General features: G+C 59.3%; 18 protein-coding genes. 10 read left to right on the top strand and 8 right to left on the bottom strand.

Features of this window, described 5'->3' with window-relative positions; genetic code table 11:
* Nucleotides 1-28: 28 nt before the first annotated feature.
* The 5 genes from AC2A6O_RS21215 (at nt 29) to AC2A6O_RS21235 (ending at nt 4,718) form a co-directional block, all read left to right on the top strand.
* Nucleotides 29-634 (top strand): FMN-dependent NADH-azoreductase, encoded by a 606-nt coding sequence (locus AC2A6O_RS21215; protein WP_498930037.1) that lies wholly within the window; start codon nt 29-31, stop codon nt 632-634.
* 262 nt (nt 635-896) lie between these two features.
* The gene (locus AC2A6O_RS21220; RefSeq protein ID WP_498930039.1) at nt 897-1,484 is read left to right on the top strand and encodes a DJ-1/PfpI family protein; all 588 of its coding nucleotides are present in this window, start codon (nt 897-899) and stop codon (nt 1,482-1,484) included.
* A 33-nt stretch (nt 1,485-1,517) separates the two neighbouring features.
* Nucleotides 1,518-1,847, top strand: coding sequence for a hypothetical protein (locus AC2A6O_RS21225; protein ID WP_498930041.1), 330 nt, complete (start codon nt 1,518-1,520; stop codon nt 1,845-1,847).
* Nucleotides 1,848-1,995: 148 nt separating this feature from the next.
* Nucleotides 1,996-2,337, top strand: a complete 342-nt coding sequence (locus tag AC2A6O_RS21230; protein WP_498930043.1) for a DOPA 4,5-dioxygenase family protein — start codon at nt 1,996-1,998, stop codon at nt 2,335-2,337.
* Between the two features lie 746 nt (nt 2,338-3,083).
* The gene (locus AC2A6O_RS21235) at nt 3,084-4,718 is read left to right on the top strand and encodes a flavin-containing monooxygenase (protein WP_498930045.1); all 1,635 of its coding nucleotides are present in this window, start codon (nt 3,084-3,086) and stop codon (nt 4,716-4,718) included.
* Between the two features lie 71 nt (nt 4,719-4,789).
* Here AC2A6O_RS21235 and AC2A6O_RS21240 read toward each other — a convergent pair whose 3' ends face one another.
* The 3 genes from AC2A6O_RS21240 to AC2A6O_RS21250 form a co-directional block, all read right to left on the bottom strand.
* Nucleotides 4,790-5,674, bottom strand: a complete 885-nt coding sequence (locus AC2A6O_RS21240; RefSeq protein WP_498930047.1) for a helix-turn-helix domain-containing protein — start codon at nt 5,672-5,674, stop codon at nt 4,790-4,792.
* A gap of 71 nt (nt 5,675-5,745) precedes the next feature.
* Entirely contained in the window at nt 5,746-6,945 is a 1,200-nt protein-coding gene (acmB, locus tag AC2A6O_RS21245; RefSeq protein ID WP_498930049.1) for a methyl acetate hydrolase AcmB, read from the bottom strand.
* Nucleotides 6,946-7,040: 95 nt separating this feature from the next.
* Nucleotides 7,041-7,940 carry an AraC family transcriptional regulator gene (locus tag AC2A6O_RS21250; RefSeq protein WP_286192528.1) on the bottom strand — a complete coding sequence of 300 codons (900 nt, stop codon included), beginning with the start codon at nt 7,938-7,940 and terminating at the stop codon, nt 7,041-7,043.
* 559 nt (nt 7,941-8,499) lie between these two features.
* Here AC2A6O_RS21250 and AC2A6O_RS21255 point away from each other — a divergent pair.
* Genes AC2A6O_RS21255 through AC2A6O_RS21275 form a run of 5 tightly spaced genes read left to right on the top strand, consistent with a single transcriptional unit; the run spans nt 8,500 to nt 13,391 of the window.
* Nucleotides 8,500-9,459 (top strand): Bug family tripartite tricarboxylate transporter substrate binding protein, encoded by a 960-nt coding sequence (locus AC2A6O_RS21255; RefSeq protein WP_498930051.1) that lies wholly within the window; start codon nt 8,500-8,502, stop codon nt 9,457-9,459.
* Nucleotides 9,460-9,924, top strand: a complete 465-nt coding sequence (locus AC2A6O_RS21260) for a tripartite tricarboxylate transporter TctB family protein (protein WP_498930053.1) — start codon at nt 9,460-9,462, stop codon at nt 9,922-9,924.
* A 36-nt stretch (nt 9,925-9,960) separates the two neighbouring features.
* Nucleotides 9,961-11,448: a tripartite tricarboxylate transporter permease gene (locus AC2A6O_RS21265; RefSeq protein WP_498930055.1), complete on the top strand. Its 1,488-nt coding sequence runs from the start codon at nt 9,961-9,963 to the stop codon at nt 11,446-11,448.
* Nucleotides 11,441-12,253 (top strand): amidohydrolase family protein, encoded by an 813-nt coding sequence (locus AC2A6O_RS21270; protein WP_498930057.1) that lies wholly within the window; start codon nt 11,441-11,443, stop codon nt 12,251-12,253. The genes AC2A6O_RS21265 and AC2A6O_RS21270 overlap by 8 nt, the downstream gene beginning before the upstream one ends.
* 1 nt (nt 12,254) lies before the next feature.
* Nucleotides 12,255-13,391, top strand: a complete 1,137-nt coding sequence (locus tag AC2A6O_RS21275; protein WP_498930059.1) for an alpha-hydroxy acid oxidase — start codon at nt 12,255-12,257, stop codon at nt 13,389-13,391.
* 5 nt (nt 13,392-13,396) lie between these two features.
* On the opposite strand, the gene AC2A6O_RS21280 is transcribed toward AC2A6O_RS21275, so the two are convergent.
* From AC2A6O_RS21280 to AC2A6O_RS21300, 5 genes are read right to left on the bottom strand one after another with little or no spacing between them, the layout of a single operon-like run.
* Nucleotides 13,397-14,350, bottom strand: a complete 954-nt coding sequence (locus AC2A6O_RS21280; RefSeq protein ID WP_498930061.1) for an SMP-30/gluconolactonase/LRE family protein — start codon at nt 14,348-14,350, stop codon at nt 13,397-13,399.
* Between the two features lie 5 nt (nt 14,351-14,355).
* Nucleotides 14,356-15,648 carry a TRAP transporter large permease gene (locus tag AC2A6O_RS21285; RefSeq protein WP_498930063.1) on the bottom strand — a complete coding sequence of 431 codons (1,293 nt, stop codon included), beginning with the start codon at nt 15,646-15,648 and terminating at the stop codon, nt 14,356-14,358.
* The gene (locus AC2A6O_RS21290) at nt 15,648-16,166 is read right to left on the bottom strand and encodes a TRAP transporter small permease (RefSeq protein ID WP_498930065.1); all 519 of its coding nucleotides are present in this window, start codon (nt 16,164-16,166) and stop codon (nt 15,648-15,650) included. Before AC2A6O_RS21290 ends, AC2A6O_RS21285 begins: the two co-directional genes overlap by 1 nt.
* A 1-nt stretch (nt 16,167) precedes the next feature.
* On the bottom strand, nt 16,168-17,142 hold the full coding sequence (gene dctP / locus AC2A6O_RS21295; protein WP_498930067.1) for a TRAP transporter substrate-binding protein DctP: 975 nt from the start codon (nt 17,140-17,142) through the stop codon (nt 16,168-16,170).
* A 58-nt stretch (nt 17,143-17,200) separates the two neighbouring features.
* Nucleotides 17,201-18,145, bottom strand: coding sequence for a tripartite tricarboxylate transporter substrate binding protein (locus AC2A6O_RS21300; protein ID WP_498930069.1), 945 nt, complete (start codon nt 18,143-18,145; stop codon nt 17,201-17,203).
* Nucleotides 18,146-18,153: the final 8 nt, after the last annotated feature.

An 18,153-nucleotide genomic window follows, 5' to 3' on the forward strand; every position in this document is an offset into this window, starting at 1 on the left:
GGCACAAATCAAAGGGAACTAAGCCAGAATGTCGAAACTCCTGCACATTTCCGCCTCGCCGCGCGGTGAAAAGTCAAAGTCACGCGCGCTTGCCCTGGCCCATATTGAAAAACGGGTCGCGGCCGACCCCACCTTGAAGATCGACACGCTCGATCTTTGGGACGAGCCGTTGCCGCAATTTGATGGTGATTGGGCCGCAGCCAAGATGACCCTCTTTGGCGAGGGAGAGATGACCGATGATCAAAGGGCAAACTGGTCCCATTTGACCGAAATCACCAACCGGTTCATTGAAGCAGATCACTATGTATTCAATGTGCCCATGTGGAACAGCGGTATTCCCTATCGCTTGAAGCAATATATCGACATCATCACGCAGCCTGGAATGCTCTACGGTTTTGCACCGGAAACAGGGTATAGCGGCCTTCTGACGGGCAAGACGGCGACAGTGATTGTCTCCAGCGCGGTTTGGGAACCCGGTATTGATCCGCGCTTTGGCCAGGATTTCCATGCACGTTATCTGGAATGGTGGCTGCACAAAATCGGCGTGAAAGAGGCTCGGTTCATCCGCTTCCAGCCTTCCATGGTGACTGCTGACCCAGAGGCGCAGTTCAGCGCCGCAATGGCACAGCTTTAGCCGTTCAAACACGAACTCGGATGCGCCGGCGCTTCCGTCCGGCGCATCTCCTTCCTCTTTACCCATCAAGGATCAAGGGCTTCTCATGACGCGAGAAAACTGCCTTCCAAACCCAGCACTTCTTTCACTACGATTGCGCACGGCGTCATTCCTCCCTGACCCCGTCAGAGTTGTGTTTCAATGCCTCACGATCTTGATTGCGCTGCTTGTCGGGGCGCAGCCCTCCCTGGCCGAGGATGATACCCCGCAGCGGATCGGAGTGATGTTGTTTGACGGCGTTCTGACCAGCGATGTGGTTGCCCCGCTCGAGGTCTTTGGTGTTGCCATCGAAAACGAGATCATCGCAGGCTATGAGATTGTCACCATCGCGCCAGAGGCCGGCCTGGTCACGACCCATGAAGGGCTGACCCTGCAGGCGGATTACGGGATTGCAAATGCACCTGATCTGGATGTGATCATCGTCGGAAGCCGCTATGACATGGACCCCATTCTTGAGGATCAGGACTTCATGGCATTTGTCACGGAACAGGCGACGCAGGCAGACTGGATTGCAAGCAACTGTTCCGGGGTTTATGTCCTGGCCGCGACGGGTCTGTTGAACGGCGTCAATGTCACCACTTATCCCGGAGGTGAGGTCTGGTTGAAGCTGAACCATCCCTGGGTCAAGGTCGACATCGGAGCCACCGTTGTGGTGGACAGCAACGTTGTGACCAGCAACGGATCCTTGGTCAGTTACGCAGCTGCCATTGAACTTCTCAAAAACATCGTGGGGCCAGAGCAATCTGAGGAAGTTGCGGATACCCTTTACTTCACGCGTTTGCTTGAAAGACATGGCCGTCCAAACGGCTGACGGCTTCCATGCGGCACGGTCAACGATGACACCATGACGAAAGCCGTGCATCTGGCCCATCACTATTCCTCATCGGCGCGACAGGTTTGCAAAGTGGTGACAGATCTCGATTATCTCGAAATCGTCACCTTGGGTCTCCTGACTTTTCGTGACTTGCCATCAGGCGCAATTCACCAGGGCCAGCAACTCAAGGTTCAGGTCTCGCTGCTTGGAAAGATGCCGTATCAGCGCCATGACATGACAGTCATCGAATGTGATGAGGACGACATGACCTCCCGCTCCAATGAAATTGGAGCGGAAAGTCAAATCCTGGCAACCTTCCCCGGCTGTGATCGCGCAGCATGCTGGCGGCGACCGTCTTAAAGAACATGTCGAGATAACCGCCGGCATCATGGCACCGATTTAGACTGCATGGGCCTGCTTAATGTACCGCAAGCGGCACGGTTCCCGGCTTGAGATCCTGACAAGCGATGCTGCCCAAGCGCACGCTTAAACAAGAAAGGACATTGGAATGTCTGTGACGCAATCTACGATCACAGGGTTTCACGCCCATGTTTACTTCGAACCCTCCTCCGCTGAGGCAGCGCACAGCTTATGCAGGCAAGCCGCAGAGCTGTTTGGCGTCGACATGGGGCGTGCGCACTCGCGACCTGTGGGCCCGCACTCAATGCCATCCTGCCAACTGGATTGCAGCCCTGAACAATTCGGGAAGCTGTTGCCCTGGTTGATGGAAAATCGAGGTGACCTGATTGTCTTCTGTCACGGGAAAAGCGACGATCATCTCCTTGATCACACCCGCAACGCATTCTGGCTTGGCGAAGCGCAACCTTTGAACTTGACAATGTTCAGCTAAAGCAGCCGTTCGAAACATGCGCAGCATCGGTCTTCTTGAGCCCGAAGAGGATCTGCTACGGCGCAGCAGGTCCGCTGTGATCCGATCGACTTCACTGGCCTCGCTCCGACCGTTTGCCGACGTCCACTCGCCTGGATGATACCGGAATGCAATTGCGAAGCTGCTATTCGTTGAATTCGCGAAGGCCGTTGCCGCAAGACGGCGGCTGATTGGACAAAGCTGCCGTTGCCAAGCCTTACCTCGCGGACTTTACTGACCTCCGACGATTTGTGACCTTCCGCACAAGATAGAAACGGTGGATTTTTCTGAAATCAGATACGCCGGTATAGCCCCGTGAGAGACCAGAACCTTCTGGGAGGGTGAACGGTGATTTGGATCTCACTACTCGCGCATACGGACTGTTTTTCTCAATGTGCCTGCGGCTACCTAGCGGGCACATAACAGGTCAAAAGAAGCACTCGTCGTCCTCTCCCCTGCTGCATCTGGTCGCAAATTTCGTGGTCTGACAAAGCTTTCCCGATCATCCATCCAGTGCCGGAACCAAACGCCTGGACGGCTGGCTGCAGGGCCTTCTTGAAACCCTTCGCTGGTTCTAAAGGCCCCGTATCCTCGTTCGTTTCGTTCAAAGCGCGAGGACGAAACGTTCAATACGTGCCGGCTCTCTCACGTCTAGCCTCGATCCTCCGCAGCGGTCCCGCGGTAAAGGAGGCCGCACCGGCTGCGATGAAACTTGATGGGAGAGAGAGATGAAGCGCAAGATTGATGCCCTTGTAATCGGTGCCGGCGTGGCGGGGTTGTACCAGCTTCACCAGCTGCGCGAGATGGGTATGGCGGTGCACGGGGTTGAGGCGGGCTCCGACGTGGGCGGGACGTGGTACTGGAACCGCTATCCCGGCGCCAAGTTCGACAGCGAGAGCTACATCTACCAGTACCTGTTCGACGAGAAGCTCTACAAGGACTGGACATGGTCCGAACGTTTTCCGACACAGCCGGAGATCGAGCGCTGGTTGCACTACGTGACCGACCGGTTGGATCTTCGCAAGGACATTACCTTCTCGTCCAAGGTGATGAAGGCGGTCTACGGCGAGGACACGGGGCGCTGGACGGTAGAGACGGATACCGGCGATACCTATGACACGCAGTTCCTGATCGGTTGCACCGGGATGCTGTCCGCGCCGTTGACGGATCGCTTTCCGGGGCAGAACAGTTTCAAGGGCCAGATCGTTCACACCGGGCGCTACCCGAAGGCCGGGCTCGATCTTGACGGCAAGCGCGTGGGCGTCATCGGCATCGGTGCGACCGGCATCCAGGTGATCCAGACCATTGCGCCTGTCGTGGGGTCGATGACCGTCTTCGTGCGTACGCCGCAATATGTGCTGCCGATGAAGAACCCCAAATACGGGCCGGCCGATGCGGCCGCCTACAAGGCGCGATGGGACGAACTGACCTCGAACCTGCCGAGGACCTTCACCGGCTTCGAGTACGACTTCGAGCACACCTGGGCCGATTGCACACCCGAAGAGCGCCGCGCGATCCTCGAGGAGACACACGCTGACGGTTCGCTGAAACTCTGGCTGGCGTCCTTCGGCGAAATGTTCTTCGACGAGGCGGTCAATGAGGAGATCAGCGAGTTCGTGCGGGAGAAGATGAAAGCCCGGCTGAAGGACCCGAAGCTGATCGATATCCTCGTGCCAAAGAAGGGCGATTATGGCTTCGGAACCCACCGCGTGCCGCTGGAGTCGAACTACCTTGAGGTCTACCTGCAGGACAACGTCCAGGCTGTCCCCGTGAAGGAAAATCCGATTGCCGAGATCGTCCCAGAGGGCGTGAAACTGAAGGACGGGACGATCTACCCGCTCGACGTGATCATCATGGCAGTCGGCTTCGACGCGGGCTCTGGCGCCCTGTCTCGGATCGACATTCACGGGCGTGACGGCATGACGCTGAAGGACGAGTGGGACAAGGACATCCGCACCACCCTGGGTATGCAGAAGTACGGCTTTCCCAACTTTTTCATGACGGGTGCACCGCTCGCACCCTCCGCAGCACTCTGCAACATGACCACTTGCCTGCAACAGCAGACCGAGTGGATCGCGGAGTGCATCAGGGCCATACGCGCCAAGGGGGCCTCGGTGATGGAGCCCACCGCAGAAGCGGAGGACGCCTGGGTGAGGCACCACGACGAGACGGCGAATGCCACGCTGATCGCGAAGACGAACAGCTGGTACAACGGCGCGAACGTGGCGGGCAAACCGCGCCGTGTCCTGTCCTACACGGGCGGCGTCGGGACGTACCGGGCGAAGTGCCAGGAGATCGCCGACAAGGGCTACGAGGGGTTTGCCATGACAAAGGTGCCCGTGGTGACAGAACCGGCAGAGTGATCCTGGTTGCGGCGGGTCTTGCTCTCGGACCCGCCGTGCCTTGACCATTGCGTCCGGCGCCGACCGGTGGCCTATTGAGTCTGCCGCCGAAAGACGGCGGGCGTCTTGCCGATGGCAACACGGAACATCCGCGTCAGATGGGCCTGGTCGGAGAAGCCGCAATCGAGTGCGACGGTCTTTATCGGTGCATCCGTGGATGCAAGAAGGCGCTGTGCCCGCGCCATGCGCTGTGCGGTGACAAAGGCATAGGGCGGTTTGCCGAAGCTGCTGCGGAACTGGCGGGCGAACAGGCAGGGTGTCAGACCCAGCGCATCCGCCATGGACTTCAGGTCAAGCCCGCTGGCGAGATGGGTATCGATGAACTCTACGATCTGGCGTTGTTGTGTTGCGGTCAGCGCACCATCCGTACCTGTGACCGGCCTTCGGATATCGGCATAGCGCCGCAGCAGATGAACGACCAGCGCCCGTGACACGCTGTCGACATAGAGCGCTCCGCCGAGGCCCTTTGTCTCGGCCTCTCGCGCGATCTGCTCCATGGCCAGCGTCATGACAGGGTCTTCCGTGCGCAGCACATCGGCGAGAGACACCTCCGTGACAGCGCAGTCCAGCACCTCGCTTGCCACTTCTGCCACCAGCGCGCCGGACAGGTAGACATGAGTGACATCGATGGGCTCTATCCAGTTCCAGTTCACACGCTGTGCCCGGGTCAAAAGCGAAGCAGCGCCGGGTCCGAGTGTCTCACGGGTCCAGCGTCCTTCATAGCGGCGCTGCATCGGCGTAACCCCGTTGCGATAGCCAACGAGCAAGAAGTCCTTCATGCTCGGCACGATCACGTCCTGACCTTCGTAGTGGTAAGACCGACAGGCCACGTTCTTCCAGCCGAGCCCGTCGCTGGCCAGCAAGACCCGGCCCGGCACCCAGTCGGGCAGTTCCTGGTAATTGATGAACTCGCTCATTACGCATCCTCCTCCCAAAGACATGCGAAAACGAAATCGGGGGCGGTTGTGCCGCCCCCGTGCAGAGTAGATCAGCTGTTGCGGATCGCGTCGTAGACCGCAGTCTCGAAATCGAGGTAGCCGGTAAAGGAGGTCGGGTCGCCAAAGGGAAGGATCTGTGTCGCCCAGTAACCTCCCACGCCGGCGGCACGGTCGATCCAGTAGAAGCTGTTCGCCAGCCCGGCCCAGCCGATGGCGCCCGCGGGCCGGCCGGTGGGGGCTTCCTCGGTATTGACCATGAAGGTATAGGACCAGTCCTTGCCGAGGCCCGGGAAGAATTCCGCATCATTCGAAAGCGACGGGATCACACCCGGCAGCATCACCACTTTCTGCGGCGGGGTAAGACCGCCCTTCACCGCCCATTCGACGGTCTCGGGCTTCAGCACGCGGCCTTTGGGACCGTTGCCGTCGTTCAGCCACATGCGGATGAACTTCATGTACTCGGGGATCGTGCCGTAGAGACCGTGACCGCCCATGTCGACCTCGGGGTTGTCCGGCAGGGCGAAATCATCCATCGGCGTCAGCGAGCCGTCTTCGCCGCGCGCGTGTATCGTGGCTGTACGGGCCTTCATCGCGTCAGAGCGCGTAAAGGCGATCTCGTCCATGGCAAGCTGGTCGAAGACCCGCTCCCGCATGACCTCGCCCAGCCGCTTGCCCCGGATACCCTCGACCACCTGCCCGACCCAGTCGATGTTGGTGCCATATTCCCATTTCTCGCCCGGGTCGAAAAGCAGTGGGGTCTCGATGGCAGCGCGGGTACCCGTGACGACCGACGGCTGGCCGTGCTCCTCGGCCATGCGCCTGTAAAGCTCGTTGAAGAAGTCGTAGCCGAATCCGCCGGTGTGCAGCATCAGCTGCCGGGTCGTGACGTCGGATTTCGGCGCGCGCAAGCGCGGCTGGCCGTTGGCGTCGAAGCCTTCCAGCACTTGCAGGTCGCCGAGGGCGGGCGCGTAGTCCTTTGCGGGCGCGTCAAGATCCAGCAGTTCTTCCTCCACGCATTGCAGCGCGCAGGTTCCCGTGATGGCCTTGGTGGTGGAAAAGATGGCAAACACCGTATCCTCTGTCATCTCCTCATCGCCCAGCCGGCGTTCTCCCGCCGCGCCGCTGTAGATGTCGTTCTCCCTGTTCGTGACCATTGCAACGACGCCCGGAACGCGTGCCGGTCCCGTGGTAACTCCGCGCAAGATCTTGTCCAGCGCCGATACGAGGTTTTCGGTGTGAATGTCCTTCATGATGTCCTCCCTTGAACAGTGCATCCGAGAATGCCTGTCCAATGAGGGCCGGGCTGTCACCCAGCGGCAGGACCTGTCCGAATTCGGAAGCCGATTTACCTGCGCGCGCCCCGCGCCCGCGTCTGCGAGGGCATTTCGCCAAACCGTTCGCGATAGCGCCCGGCCAGCGCGCCGAAATTGCTGAACCCCCAGGTGCTGGCAATCGCGGTTACAGTTTCTTCCTCTGGTCGCGTCTCCAGGTCCCTGCGGAAGCCTTCCAGCCGTCGCGCCGCAAGGAAGGCACGCGGCGACAGGCCGCGGAACCGGCTGAACCCACCCGAAAGCGTCCGCGCCGAGACGCCCACACGCCGGGCGACATCGCCGATGGAGGGGGCTTCGCGGGCTTCGGCTTCCATGATTTCCTCTGCCCGGCGGACATATCCGGGAGCCGCACAGCGCGCGCCATTTTGCAGGGAAAATCCCGCCGCCCCGGCCCACTGCCGGAGCAATTCGACGCAGAGCATCTCTTCGATGTGACGCGCCATGGCAGCATCGCTTGCACCGCTGCCGGCCTGAACCAACGTCCGCGCTGCGTAGTCCAGTAACGACAACCAGGTTGAGCCCGGTCCACCGAACTTGACCCGCCGCGTCCATAACCCGTCATCCGGTACGAAACCGAACCAGCGTTCTGCCGTCTCGGCGATGACTTGATGCGGGATGGTCAGGTTCAGTTGCATATGGTCTGGATTGCCTTCCAGCCAGTATTCCGTTCGCGAACAATCCACCACGAAACTGTCCCCGGCGCCGGCGGCGACCGATCCGCCATCCGTCTGGTGGTCAAGCGCCCCTTGCAACGTGTTCAGCACGAGAATGTTTCCGGCCTGCGGATCGAACTGGTCGAGATGGATTCCCGTGCCGTAGGAAAAACGCGTCATGGTCAGGCGCCCTGCACGAGCACTTATCATTGTGGCGTCCGGGCGTGAAAACCTCACCAGTGGCCGCACCCTGTAAGGCATGTAGACCGATTGGCAGAAGGCCTCCACCTCGTCCCAATCTGCGGACCGCGTGGCGGATCCGTGGCGGATCAACCGACCTCCGGCATCCCGCAAGAGGGCGTCGTGCAACAAAATCCCGCTCCTCCTCGCGATTTTGATCTTAGGAAATGCTAGCACAGTTCTCAGGCGCCAGCACTTGCTTTGTCTCGCGCTTTAAATGCACGTCAGTTCGAACGTAGGATGCGAAACGCCGTTGACCTTCAGATAAAGGAGCGTTCTTTCCGGAGGGAAAATTCAAGGCACTTTGCGACACGCGCGGTACAAATCCGCCTGCTTTGATGCAGTTTTTCTAATCTTAATGTGAAAAATTACGCGCTTTTGTTAAGCGCAACTCCGCATATGATGCGGCCCTGGAGGCTGACACTTCTTTAGGCTGATGAAGCTCGTGACCGAATTCGGTGTATCGACTACGCCAATGGGATTGCGTTACGAAGTGTCGAAATTAAGAAATTCTGATCGCTTCAGTTTTCCTGCGTTCATGATTTGGCGCCGGTGAGAGCGGTCACTTGTGGAGGAAAACATGAAAATCACACGCCGTTTCGGCCTTGCGCTTGCCGCAACCATGCTGCTCTCACCCTTTGCCGCGCATGCGGCGGATGACTATCCGAGCCGTGCTATCAAGATCGTCATTCCTTACGGAGCCGGTGGAACGACCGACACTTCGGCGCGTCAGTTGGCATCACAGGCAGAAAAGTTGCTGGGTCAGCCGGTTGTTGTCGAAAATATGCCGGGTGGCAGCGGCACGAATGCCATGCGTGCGGTTGCTGCGGCGGATCCCGACGGCTACACGCTCATCGCAGCAACGTCGTCGCCTTCCTTCGTCACGCCTGCCCTGCGCCCGGTTGGCTATGACACATTGACGGATTTCGCTCCGGTTCTGAACTATTCCGGCCCTTATCACGGCGTGCTCGTGAAAGCGGATTCCCCATACAAGAGTTTTGAAGACCTGATCGAAGCCTCCAAGTCCGGCTCGGCCTTGACCTATGGCACCGCGGGCGCCATGGGCGGAGCGCATCTGGCGTTCGCATCTGTTGCCAACCAGTCCGGCGGTGCCCTTCAGCACGTACCTTTCGACGGTGCTTCTGCGGCAACGGCCGCCGTCTTGGGAGGTCATGTCGACGTTGCGCTTGTGCCGGCTTATCGCGATTTGGTGAAAGACGATCAGCTTCGCCTTCTGGCGGTTCTGGACGGAACGCGCGACCCGGAATTTCCTGATGCGCCAGCGCTCAAGGACCTTGGCTACAACGCCGAATTTCCCTCGATCGTGGGCATCCTCGCGCCGGCTGGAACCGATCCGGCAATTCTTGCGAAGCTGGAAGAGACCTTCACGGAAGTGGCCAGTTCCGATGAGTTCAAGTCATTCATGACCAAGCTCAGTCAGCCGGTTCGCATCATGTCTGGCGAAGACTTGAAGAAGACGATTGCCGAGAATTTCACGGCCTATCAGGAAATCGCCAAGGAAATGGGGCAATCCAACTAAATGACTGCTCGCTCGGTGGCAAAGCGCCTTCAGCCGGGTATGCCAGCGCTGACCAGTATTCTCCTGCTGGTCGGCGCGCTTGCCGGTCTGTACGTGGCGGACACTCAGATTCAGGTGTTCGGCTTCGGAAACCAATGGCCGGATGGACGCACGGTTCCCATGGTGGTTCTCGGTCTGTTGGCGGTGGCCGCCGCGTTGCGGCTTGTGCTGAACCTGAATTCGGCGGAAATGCCGGTTGGTCCGGCACGCAGTCAGGTGCGGGTTGCGATAGTGGTGCTTTCGTCGGCCGCTGCACTGTGGTCGATGACGTATTTCGGCTTTCTGCCAGGTGCCGTCTTCGTTGCATTTGTCTCCACGCTGGCACTGGGGGAACGTCGGCCTGTTTTCGTGATCGGCCTTCCTTTGGTTGTGGCCTTCGCGGTCTATTACGGCGGGCGCTACGGGTTGAATGTCCCGCTGCCCTGACGGCTTTCGTGTCAGATCCAGGTAAGGATTTCCAAATTGCTTTGGGACGCATTTCTGCAACTGCTGGATCTGTGGATCCTCGCTGCGGCACTGACCGGCATCATTACCGGCATCATAATCGGGGCCATTCCGGGGCTGGGGCCCACCATGGCCATTGCGCTGCTCATCCCGGTCACATTCGCCATGCAGCCCATTCCGGCGCTCATTCTGTTGCTGGGCGTTTATCAGGGAGCCATCTTCGGCGGATCGATCTCGGCTGTTCTCCTCAATGTGCCGGGCACGCCTTCTTCGGCGGCAACCGCGCTTGACGGGTTTCCCATGGCACAACGCGGCGAGGGAGGGCGTGCCTTGCGGCTGGCGCTCTTTGCCAGCGTATTCGGCAATATCTTCAGTTGTCTGATTCTGATGGCGCTGGCCGAACCGCTTGCGCGGCTGGCACTTGATTTCGGGCCGGCTGAAATGGCCGTGCTCATGCTGTTTGCCCTCCTGGTGATCGTGCTTCTGGGCGGAGGTTCCAAACTGGATTCGCTGATCATGGTTCTGGTTGGTGTGTGCGCCGGTTTTGTCGGTCTCGACCCGATCGGCGGAACACCGCGCTTCACCTTCAATTCCTTTGCCATGGAATCCGGGTTTCAGCTCATTCCGGTATTGATCGGACTGTTTGCCATGTCCGAGGTCCTGTTGCAGGTGTTTAACCGCATAGCGGACGTGAACACTGACGAAACACCGGCGCTGCGGTCCTCCCATGTCAGCTTTGCCGAATTCTGGCGCATGCGGCTGACGCTTCTTTATTCTTCCGCGATCGGCACATTTGTGGGCATTCTGCCGGGTGTCGGTTCCACGGTTCCGGCATTCATGAGCTACAATCTGGCGCGCACCCGCTCCAAGGAACCGGATACCTTTGGCAAGGGAGCGCCGGAAGGGATTGCGGCGCCCGAAGCGGCCAACAATGCCGTAACGGGTGGCGCTCTCGTGCCCACTCTGGCGCTCGGCATTCCCGGGGATGCGGTAACGGCCGTGATCCTCGGGGCTTTCATGTTGCATGGCCTTGCGCCCGGACCATTTCTTTTTGAAAAGAATGGCCTGGAGGTCTACGCCATTTTCGAAGCCCTCCTGCTGTCGTCCATCCCCACAGTCATCCTCGGCCTGCTGCTCTTCCGCGTGGCCGTGCATGTGACGCGCATTCGTCCAAGGCACCTGCTGCCAACCATCGCGGTTCTGGCCTTGTTCGGAGCATTTTCGGTCAACAACAGCCTCTTTGATGTCTGGGTGATGCTGGGTGCCGGTGTCTTTGGATTTTTGTTCCGTCGCAGCGGGTTTCCGTTGCCACCGCTGCTCATCGGTCTGATTCTGGGGCATCCTTTTGAACAAAGCGTACGTCAGGCGTTGCTGACCAGCGGCGGAAGCTTCCGGATTTTTGCGGACTCGCCGATTACGCTCATTCTGCTTGCCCTGATCGTGGCCTGCACCGCTGCGAGCACTTTCTTCCATTTTAAAAACGGGACCGACGACAGCAATGGATGAAACGGAAAATCTTGGCATGATCTGTGATTGCCACATCCATTCCTTTTCCAAAGTTCCGGAGCCCACCCGTGGAGCCTATGCACCGCCACCGGTGGACATCACCGACTATGCGCAGGAAGCAACGCCGTTCGGGGTCAGACGCGCAGTCATAATCCAGGCCTCCGTCGACGGAACCGACAACAGCAGACTTGTCGGCACATTGGGACAGAAAACGGACCTTGCGCTGCGCGGTGTTGCAAATGTCGATCCCGGCAACGCCGATCTGCAAGCGCTACATTTGGCAGGCGTCAGGGCCATCAGGATGCAGGATCGGGTCAGACTTGGAAAAAGCGAGCTAGATAAGCTGCAGGATCTTGCCCGGTGTGCCTCATCCGTTGGCTGGCATCTGGAACTGAACACAGAGCCGGCGAGTTTGGACGAAATCTCCAGACAACTGGCTCATCTGCCGGAAACCGTGCAACTGGTTCTCGATCACATCGCGCATATTGACCCGGCCAGGCCGGACGATTTTTTCAGGCTGCGCCGGTTGATGGATTCAGGACGGGTCTGGGTCAAGCTTTCGCCGACACGCGTCAGTCATAGGATCGGGCACTATGATGACCTGACATCCATTGTGGAGCAGATCGCACAAGACTATCCCGCGCAATGCATCTGGGGCAGCGACTGGCCGCATGTGATGACACAATCGCCCCTGCCCGAGATTCCACCCATGCTTGACCTTCTCAGGCGCGCGATGTCCGCGGAGCAGTTTCATGCCTGCACATGGTTGAATCCCGAAAGGCTGTACGGCTTCCAGAGGCCATGACATGTTCCTGAACCTGGATGACTTCGAAGCTGCCGCGCGCCGCCGTCTACCAAGACCATTGTTCGGTTATGTGGCCGGGGCTTCGGAAACATCCTCGGCCTATGCCGACAATCGGGACGTATTTTCCGAGTTTCGGCTGGTGCCACAGGTGCTTCGGGGCGTCGAAGGACGCACGATCGCACGCCCGCTTCTGGGTCAGACATGGCAGGCGCCCTTCGGTATTGCTCCGATGGGTATCTCCGCGTTGATTGCGCTGGACGGCGATGTGGTCCTGGCGCGCGCCGCTGCTGATGCCCAGATACCTTTTGTCCTCAGCGGATCTTCGCTAACGCCCATGGAGCGGGTGCTGGAGGTCAATCCCGAGGCCTGGTTTCAGGCCTACCTCCCCGGTGAGGCGGATCGCATTGGCGCGCTGGTCGGCCGGGTGGCACACGCCGGATACGGGACTCTCGTCCTGACCGCCGACACAGCGGTTCTGGCAAATCGGGAAAACATTCTGCGTGCAGGTTTTTCCACCCCGTTGCGGCCGTCACCGCGCATGATCTGGGATTTCGCCCGGTGCCCACGCTGGGTATTCGGCACGTTCGTGAGAAGCCTGATGGCGCGCGGCATGCCGCATTTCGAGAACTCCTATGCCGAACGCGGAGCGCCAATCATCTCGAAAAAAGCGGTGCGGGATTTTGGCCGCAAGGATCACCTGAACTGGGAGCATGTGAAGCTGATCCGCGACCTCTGGAAAGGCCGGCTGGTGATCAAGGGGCTCCTGGCCGCCTCAGATGTTGCACGCGCCCGCAAGCTCGGCTGCGACGGTGTCATCCTGTCCAATCACGGTGGCAGGCAGCTCGATTTTGCAATCAGTGGCGTGCGGGCGCTGAAGGCCGCCCTGCCGGAAGCAGGCCGCATGGCCCTGATGGTCGACGGCGGTTTCCGGCGCGGTACGGACGTCTTGAAAGCGCTGGCACTGGGGGCAGACTTTGTCTTCGTCGGCCGCCCCATGCTGTTTGCGGCCTCCGTCGGAGGTCAGCAGATGGTCACCAGAGCAATCGACATATTGAAGACCGAGGTCCACCGCGACCTCGGGCTTCTCGGTTTGCGGGCTTTGGACGAGGTCAGCAAAGATATTCTTGACCCGACCTGAGCGCCTTATCCGCAAGCGCCCGAAAACATCGGCGCCCCGGAGATACCCAGTTTTTCGGGAAAATCGACTTTAAGAATGCTCCCGCTATCGGACTCCGTGATGAAGAGCGAGCGGCCGCCAGGTCCGCCGAACGCACAGTTCGTGGTGCCGAGGCCGCGCGGCGAACGCACAACGGCTATCGGCCGCCCAAGAGCGTCGTGTACCCAGACCAACCCCATGCCGGTCTGGCAAACGACGACCCCATTCTGTGAGGTTAGCGCCAAACCGTCCGGCCCGGCCCGGCCACCGGAAAACTGGATGAACAGGCCGGCCTTGTTGACGCGGCCGCTGACCGAAAGCGGCAATCGCCAAACGGCGTTGGCCCGGGTGACAGCCAGAAAGAGCGTGTGTTCAGCGATATCGAGCACCAGCCCGTTGGGGCTCGGCACCTTGTCGATCAGGCAGGTCAGCGCACCGGTTTCGGGCTGCCAGCGATAAACCCGGCCCGTTGGATCCTGCAGCCCGGTTTGACCCTGATCCGTGAAATAGAGCGCCCCATCCTTGCCGAAATGCAGGTCGTTGCAGCCCTTGAAACCTTCCGTATCACAATCGCGCAGCGCATGGGTGACCTTGCCGCTGTTTGGGTCGAGTTGCATGATGCCGTTCTGGAAATCCGCGATGAAAATCCTGCCGTCTTCATGGATCTTCAAGCCGTTCGGCTGGCCGTCATACTCCGCGACCTGGCTGATTTCCCCTTCAGGGGTGGCGCGGAAAATCCGTCCGAAGGGAATATCGACGAACCACAGATTTCCTTCCCGGTCGAAAGACGGCCCTTCCAGAAAGCTGTCCGCCGTCTGCCCCCGGCGATTGCGCTCCGCCCAATAGGACGAAACGCCGGTGCACCGAAGGGTCGGCGGAAGTTCAGTGAAAACCTCGGCGTCAAGGACCGCAGGTTCTGGAAAGGGGTACGTTGCAGCCATGACCTTTATCCGAATGTCAGCGTTGGCAGGAAGAGCGCGATTTGCGGGAACGCGATCATCAGCAGCATGAAGAAGAGAATGATGCCGAAGAAGGGAATTGTGCCCATGATGACATCTTCCACTTTTACCTTCTCCGATGAGCTGGCAACCACAAACAGGATGACGCCCAGGGGCGGCGTGAGCTGCCCGAGTTCCACCAGGATCACAACGAAAACGCCGAACCAGATCGGGTCCACGCCAAGTGCCATCAGTGCCGGAAAGATGACCGGGACAATGATCGCGATCATGCCCAGACCTTCCATGAAGCATCCCAGGATGGCAAAGGTCACCATGATGATGAGCAGGAAGGTTAGCCGCGAAACTTCCGCGTTGTTCAGGGCCTCGACGAGGTCCTCGCCCACACCCGAAAGCGCTGTTGCGTAGGCAAAGATCATCGAGGTGAATACGATAAAGAGGATATTGCCGCTCATGGAGGCAGTGCGGACTAGGGAATCCGAAAGCAGAGACCAGCTCAGCCGCTTGTATATCCCGGCAATGGCGATCGCTCCGACGACACCGACCGCACCGGCTTCCGTGGGCGTTGCAAATCCGCCGTAAATGCTTCCAAGCACAATGAAAATCAGCAAGAGGAACGGCACGATATCAAGAAGAGAACGGACAAGCTCCCCTGGTGTGCTTCGCGTCGTATCCTTTGGTGCGAGGTCGGGGTTGAGCAAGACGCGCAGAATAATGAAGCCCATGTAGAGCCCTGCCAGCACGATGCCCGGTACCAGGCCGGCGGCGAACAAGCGCGCAATCGAGGTTTCCGTAAACGTGGCGTAGATGATCATCGTGATCGAAGGCGGGATGAGAATTCCGAGCGTGCCTCCGGCGGCCAGTGAACCGGCCACGAGCCGCGTGTTGTAGCCGCGCGCGGAGAGCTCGGGCAGCGCGACGGTGGACATGGCTGCTGCCGTCGGTGCGCTTCCCCCTGAAATGGCCGCGAATATGCCGCTGCCGGCAATGTTTGTGTGCAACAGCCCACCGGGCAGACGGCGCATGAAAGGCGCCACACCGTTGTAAAGCCGCGTTGAAAGACCGGAGCCCAGAAGGATTTCAGCCATCAGCACGAAGAGCGGAATAGCCGCCAGCGTGAAGCTGTTGGCCGCGCCCCAGCTTACAATGCCGAGCGCCTTCCATCCGGCGAACCCCTTGAGCAGCCAGATATAATACAGCCCGGCCCCGGCGACAGCGAACTGCACCCACATGCCGCCCACGATGAGGCCGATAAGAAGCCCGAATGCAAGGATCACCTCCATCACTGCCTCGCCTTGAAACTGTCGAATGTAAGAAGAAGTTTTTCCACCAGAAAGACGCTGATGAGCGTGAAACCGGCCGGTATCAGCAGCTGGGGAACCCACAAGGGTGTGCGCAGCACTGTGGGTGCAAATTTGTTCCGGCCGAACGAACTGAGCACCTGATCGCTTGTTTTCCAGATCAGAACCAAACAGATGATCAGGGCCACGGAAACAAAAAGACGCATGATCCAGGTGCGCAAGGTTTCCGGAAAACTGTCGAAGAGAAAATTCACCTGGAACAGCACGCCGAAGCGCAAAGCGAGCGCGGCACCGAAGAAGGTCAGCATCACGACGCTATATCCCGTCAACTCCTCGGCGAAACCCAACGAGTAGTTGAAGACGCTGCGCAGGAACGCCTCCGTGCACACGAGAACGACCAGTGCCGAAAGAACGATACCGGTTGCGATCTTCGTGCCCTGTGCGGCCGCTTCAAATATGGGACCGGCCGAAGCCGATCCCTTGGTTCCATCGTCTCGCATCTTATTTGCCGATTGCCTGGCGCACGGTTTTCAGAGCTTCCACATATTCCGGGCCGTTTTCTTCCGCCCAGGCTTCCCAATAGGGAGCCAGCTTTTCTCGTGCCACGGCCAGGTCGCCGTCAGAAATGTCAACCAGTGTCATTCCGGCTTCAGCCTGTGACTTCTTCTGCACTTCCTCATCTTCGAGGAAAGCGGCGGTCGTCTTCGGGCCTTCTTCGGCAACGATGCTGCGCAGTGTTTCCTGCGTCTCCGGAGAGAGCGCTTCGAAGCTGTCGGCATTGGCGATGATCATCGAGTTCCCGTAGTTCACCGGGAAGCGGTAGTTGTAGGGAAGGAATTCATGCCAGTTCTTGGCACCACCCGCGCTGGCGGTCAGCACGCCCTCGATCACGCCACGCTCCAGGGCGGTCGGCACTTCGCTGCCTGACAGCGTGATCGGCGCACCGCCGAACTCTTCGATGAAATGTCCCTGTTCAGGAGAGGTCACACGGATCTTGTGGCTTTCGAGGTCCGCCAGACTGTTGATCTCGAACGTGGTGAAAATCGTCTGTTCCGGATAACGATAGCCTCCCAGCAACACCACACCCTGTTCCGCGAAAGCCTCGACCAGGGTCGGTTCAATCGCCTCGTAGGCTTTCGCCCATTCTTCATCGTTTTCGATCAGCATCGGCAGGTTGAGAACCCGTGCCACCGGAACGTTGCCGGAAAAGAAGAAATCGGCCCCCATGTCGATGATCCCGTCGCCAACGGCCTGGGTGATGTCTGACGATGCGATCTGCAGGGTCTTGCCAAGGTGCAGATCAATGTTCAGATCACCGTTGGTTTCCGCAGCAGCACGCTCGGTGATACGCTTCATGCCCTTGACGGCGGATGTCGTCGAAACCGACGAATAGGTGTACGCGGTCCAGTCAGTGGCCTGCGCAATCGCCGTGGATGCAAGCAGTGCGGCTGCGGCGGCGAGAGTTGTGAGTTTCATGATTTTACTCCTCCTTCGAGTTCTTATGGGTTCAGGGCGTGCATTCAAGGCAGGCCCGTCATTTCCAGGGGGTTTCGTCCCAGATTGCCTGCGCAACGTCGCCCTGCTTCTTCGCAAGCTGTTCGAAGGCATCTCCGGAAATGAAGGCGATGGGGTTACCCTGTTTGGCCATCATCTTCTGAAAGTCCGGGTTTTCGTTAACGGCATTCAGCGCGGCCCGGAGTTTGTCAGCGGCCTCGGCGTCCAGTCCTGCCGGAGCGACGATGCCGCGCAGTGACGACATCTGGACGTCATAGCCGAGCTCCTTTGCCGTTGGAACTTCGGGGCGGAAAGGCGAACGCTCGTCCGACAAAACGGCAAGGACACGCAAGTCGTCCTTGAATTTTGTGGTCTGGCTCAGCGCCATTGTGCCTGCCGACACGTGTCCGCCGAGCAAAGCTGTCCGTGCCATGGCAGCTCCCTTGAAGGGAACGAGCGTGAACTCAGCCCCGGATGCCGCGGCCATCATGTTGGCAGAGAAGTGGTCATTGCCGCCAAGCGAGGAAAGTCCGAAGGTGGTTGCTCCCGGATTTTCCTTGGCCCACGCCAGGAATTCGTCAAGCGTCTCGAAGTTCGACGAAGCGCTGACAACAACCGTGTTTGGATCTTCCACGAAATTGGCCAGATAGGTAAAGCTCGTGACGTCGTAGTCAGCCTCCCGATCCTTGGTCAGCGCCAGGGCCGCCGGCAGGTTGAAAGTTCCCAGCGTGTAGCCGTCGGGATCGGCCTTGGACACTTCCGTAAAGCCGATCTGCCCCCCTGCCCCCGGCATATTCTTCACGACGACAGATGCGCCGTCACCCAGTTCCTTTTCGAGAAACTGCGCCACCGTGCGGGCCATCACATCCGTTCCGCCGCCGGCCGAGTAACCGACAATGACCTCGATCGGCTTTTCAGGAAATTCGGCAAGAACCGGCGATGCCGTGAATGTCGTCACCACAAGAGCTGCAATTAGTTTCTTCATGACATATT

The organism is Labrenzia sp. ATLA3 (assembly GCF_057180185.1).

Bases quoted from the DNA above. Each gene is read 5' to 3' on its own strand.
- AC2A6O_RS21260 (WP_498930053.1), top strand. From the start codon at position 9,460: ATGACTGCTCGCTCGGTGGCAAAGCGCCTTCAGCCGGGTATGCCAGCG.
- AC2A6O_RS21240 (WP_498930047.1), bottom strand. From the start codon at position 5,674: ATGAGCGAGTTCATCAATTACCAGGAACTGCCCGACTGGGTGCCGGGC.
- AC2A6O_RS21285 (WP_498930063.1), bottom strand. From the start codon at position 15,648: ATGGAGGTGATCCTTGCATTCGGGCTTCTTATCGGCCTCATCGTGGGC.
- AC2A6O_RS21235 (WP_498930045.1), top strand. From the start codon at position 3,084: ATGAAGCGCAAGATTGATGCCCTTGTAATCGGTGCCGGCGTGGCGGGG.
- AC2A6O_RS21220 (WP_498930039.1), top strand. From the start codon at position 897: ATGTTGTTTGACGGCGTTCTGACCAGCGATGTGGTTGCCCCGCTCGAG.
- AC2A6O_RS21300 (WP_498930069.1), bottom strand. From the start codon at position 18,145: ATGAAGAAACTAATTGCAGCTCTTGTGGTGACGACATTCACGGCATCG.
- AC2A6O_RS21270 (WP_498930057.1), top strand. From the start codon at position 11,441: ATGGATGAAACGGAAAATCTTGGCATGATCTGTGATTGCCACATCCAT.
- AC2A6O_RS21275 (WP_498930059.1), top strand. From the start codon at position 12,255: ATGTTCCTGAACCTGGATGACTTCGAAGCTGCCGCGCGCCGCCGTCTA.
- acmB (WP_498930049.1), bottom strand. From the start codon at position 6,945: ATGAAGGACATTCACACCGAAAACCTCGTATCGGCGCTGGACAAGATC.
- dctP (WP_498930067.1), bottom strand. From the start codon at position 17,142: ATGAAACTCACAACTCTCGCCGCCGCAGCCGCACTGCTTGCATCCACG.
- AC2A6O_RS21280 (WP_498930061.1), bottom strand. From the start codon at position 14,350: ATGGCTGCAACGTACCCCTTTCCAGAACCTGCGGTCCTTGACGCCGAG.
- AC2A6O_RS21255 (WP_498930051.1), top strand. From the start codon at position 8,500: ATGAAAATCACACGCCGTTTCGGCCTTGCGCTTGCCGCAACCATGCTG.
- AC2A6O_RS21250 (WP_286192528.1), bottom strand. From the start codon at position 7,940: ATGCCTTACAGGGTGCGGCCACTGGTGAGGTTTTCACGCCCGGACGCC.
- AC2A6O_RS21215 (WP_498930037.1), top strand. From the start codon at position 29: ATGTCGAAACTCCTGCACATTTCCGCCTCGCCGCGCGGTGAAAAGTCA.
- AC2A6O_RS21230 (WP_498930043.1), top strand. From the start codon at position 1,996: ATGTCTGTGACGCAATCTACGATCACAGGGTTTCACGCCCATGTTTAC.
- AC2A6O_RS21225 (WP_498930041.1), top strand. From the start codon at position 1,518: ATGACGAAAGCCGTGCATCTGGCCCATCACTATTCCTCATCGGCGCGA.
- AC2A6O_RS21290 (WP_498930065.1), bottom strand. From the start codon at position 16,166: ATGCGAGACGATGGAACCAAGGGATCGGCTTCGGCCGGTCCCATATTT.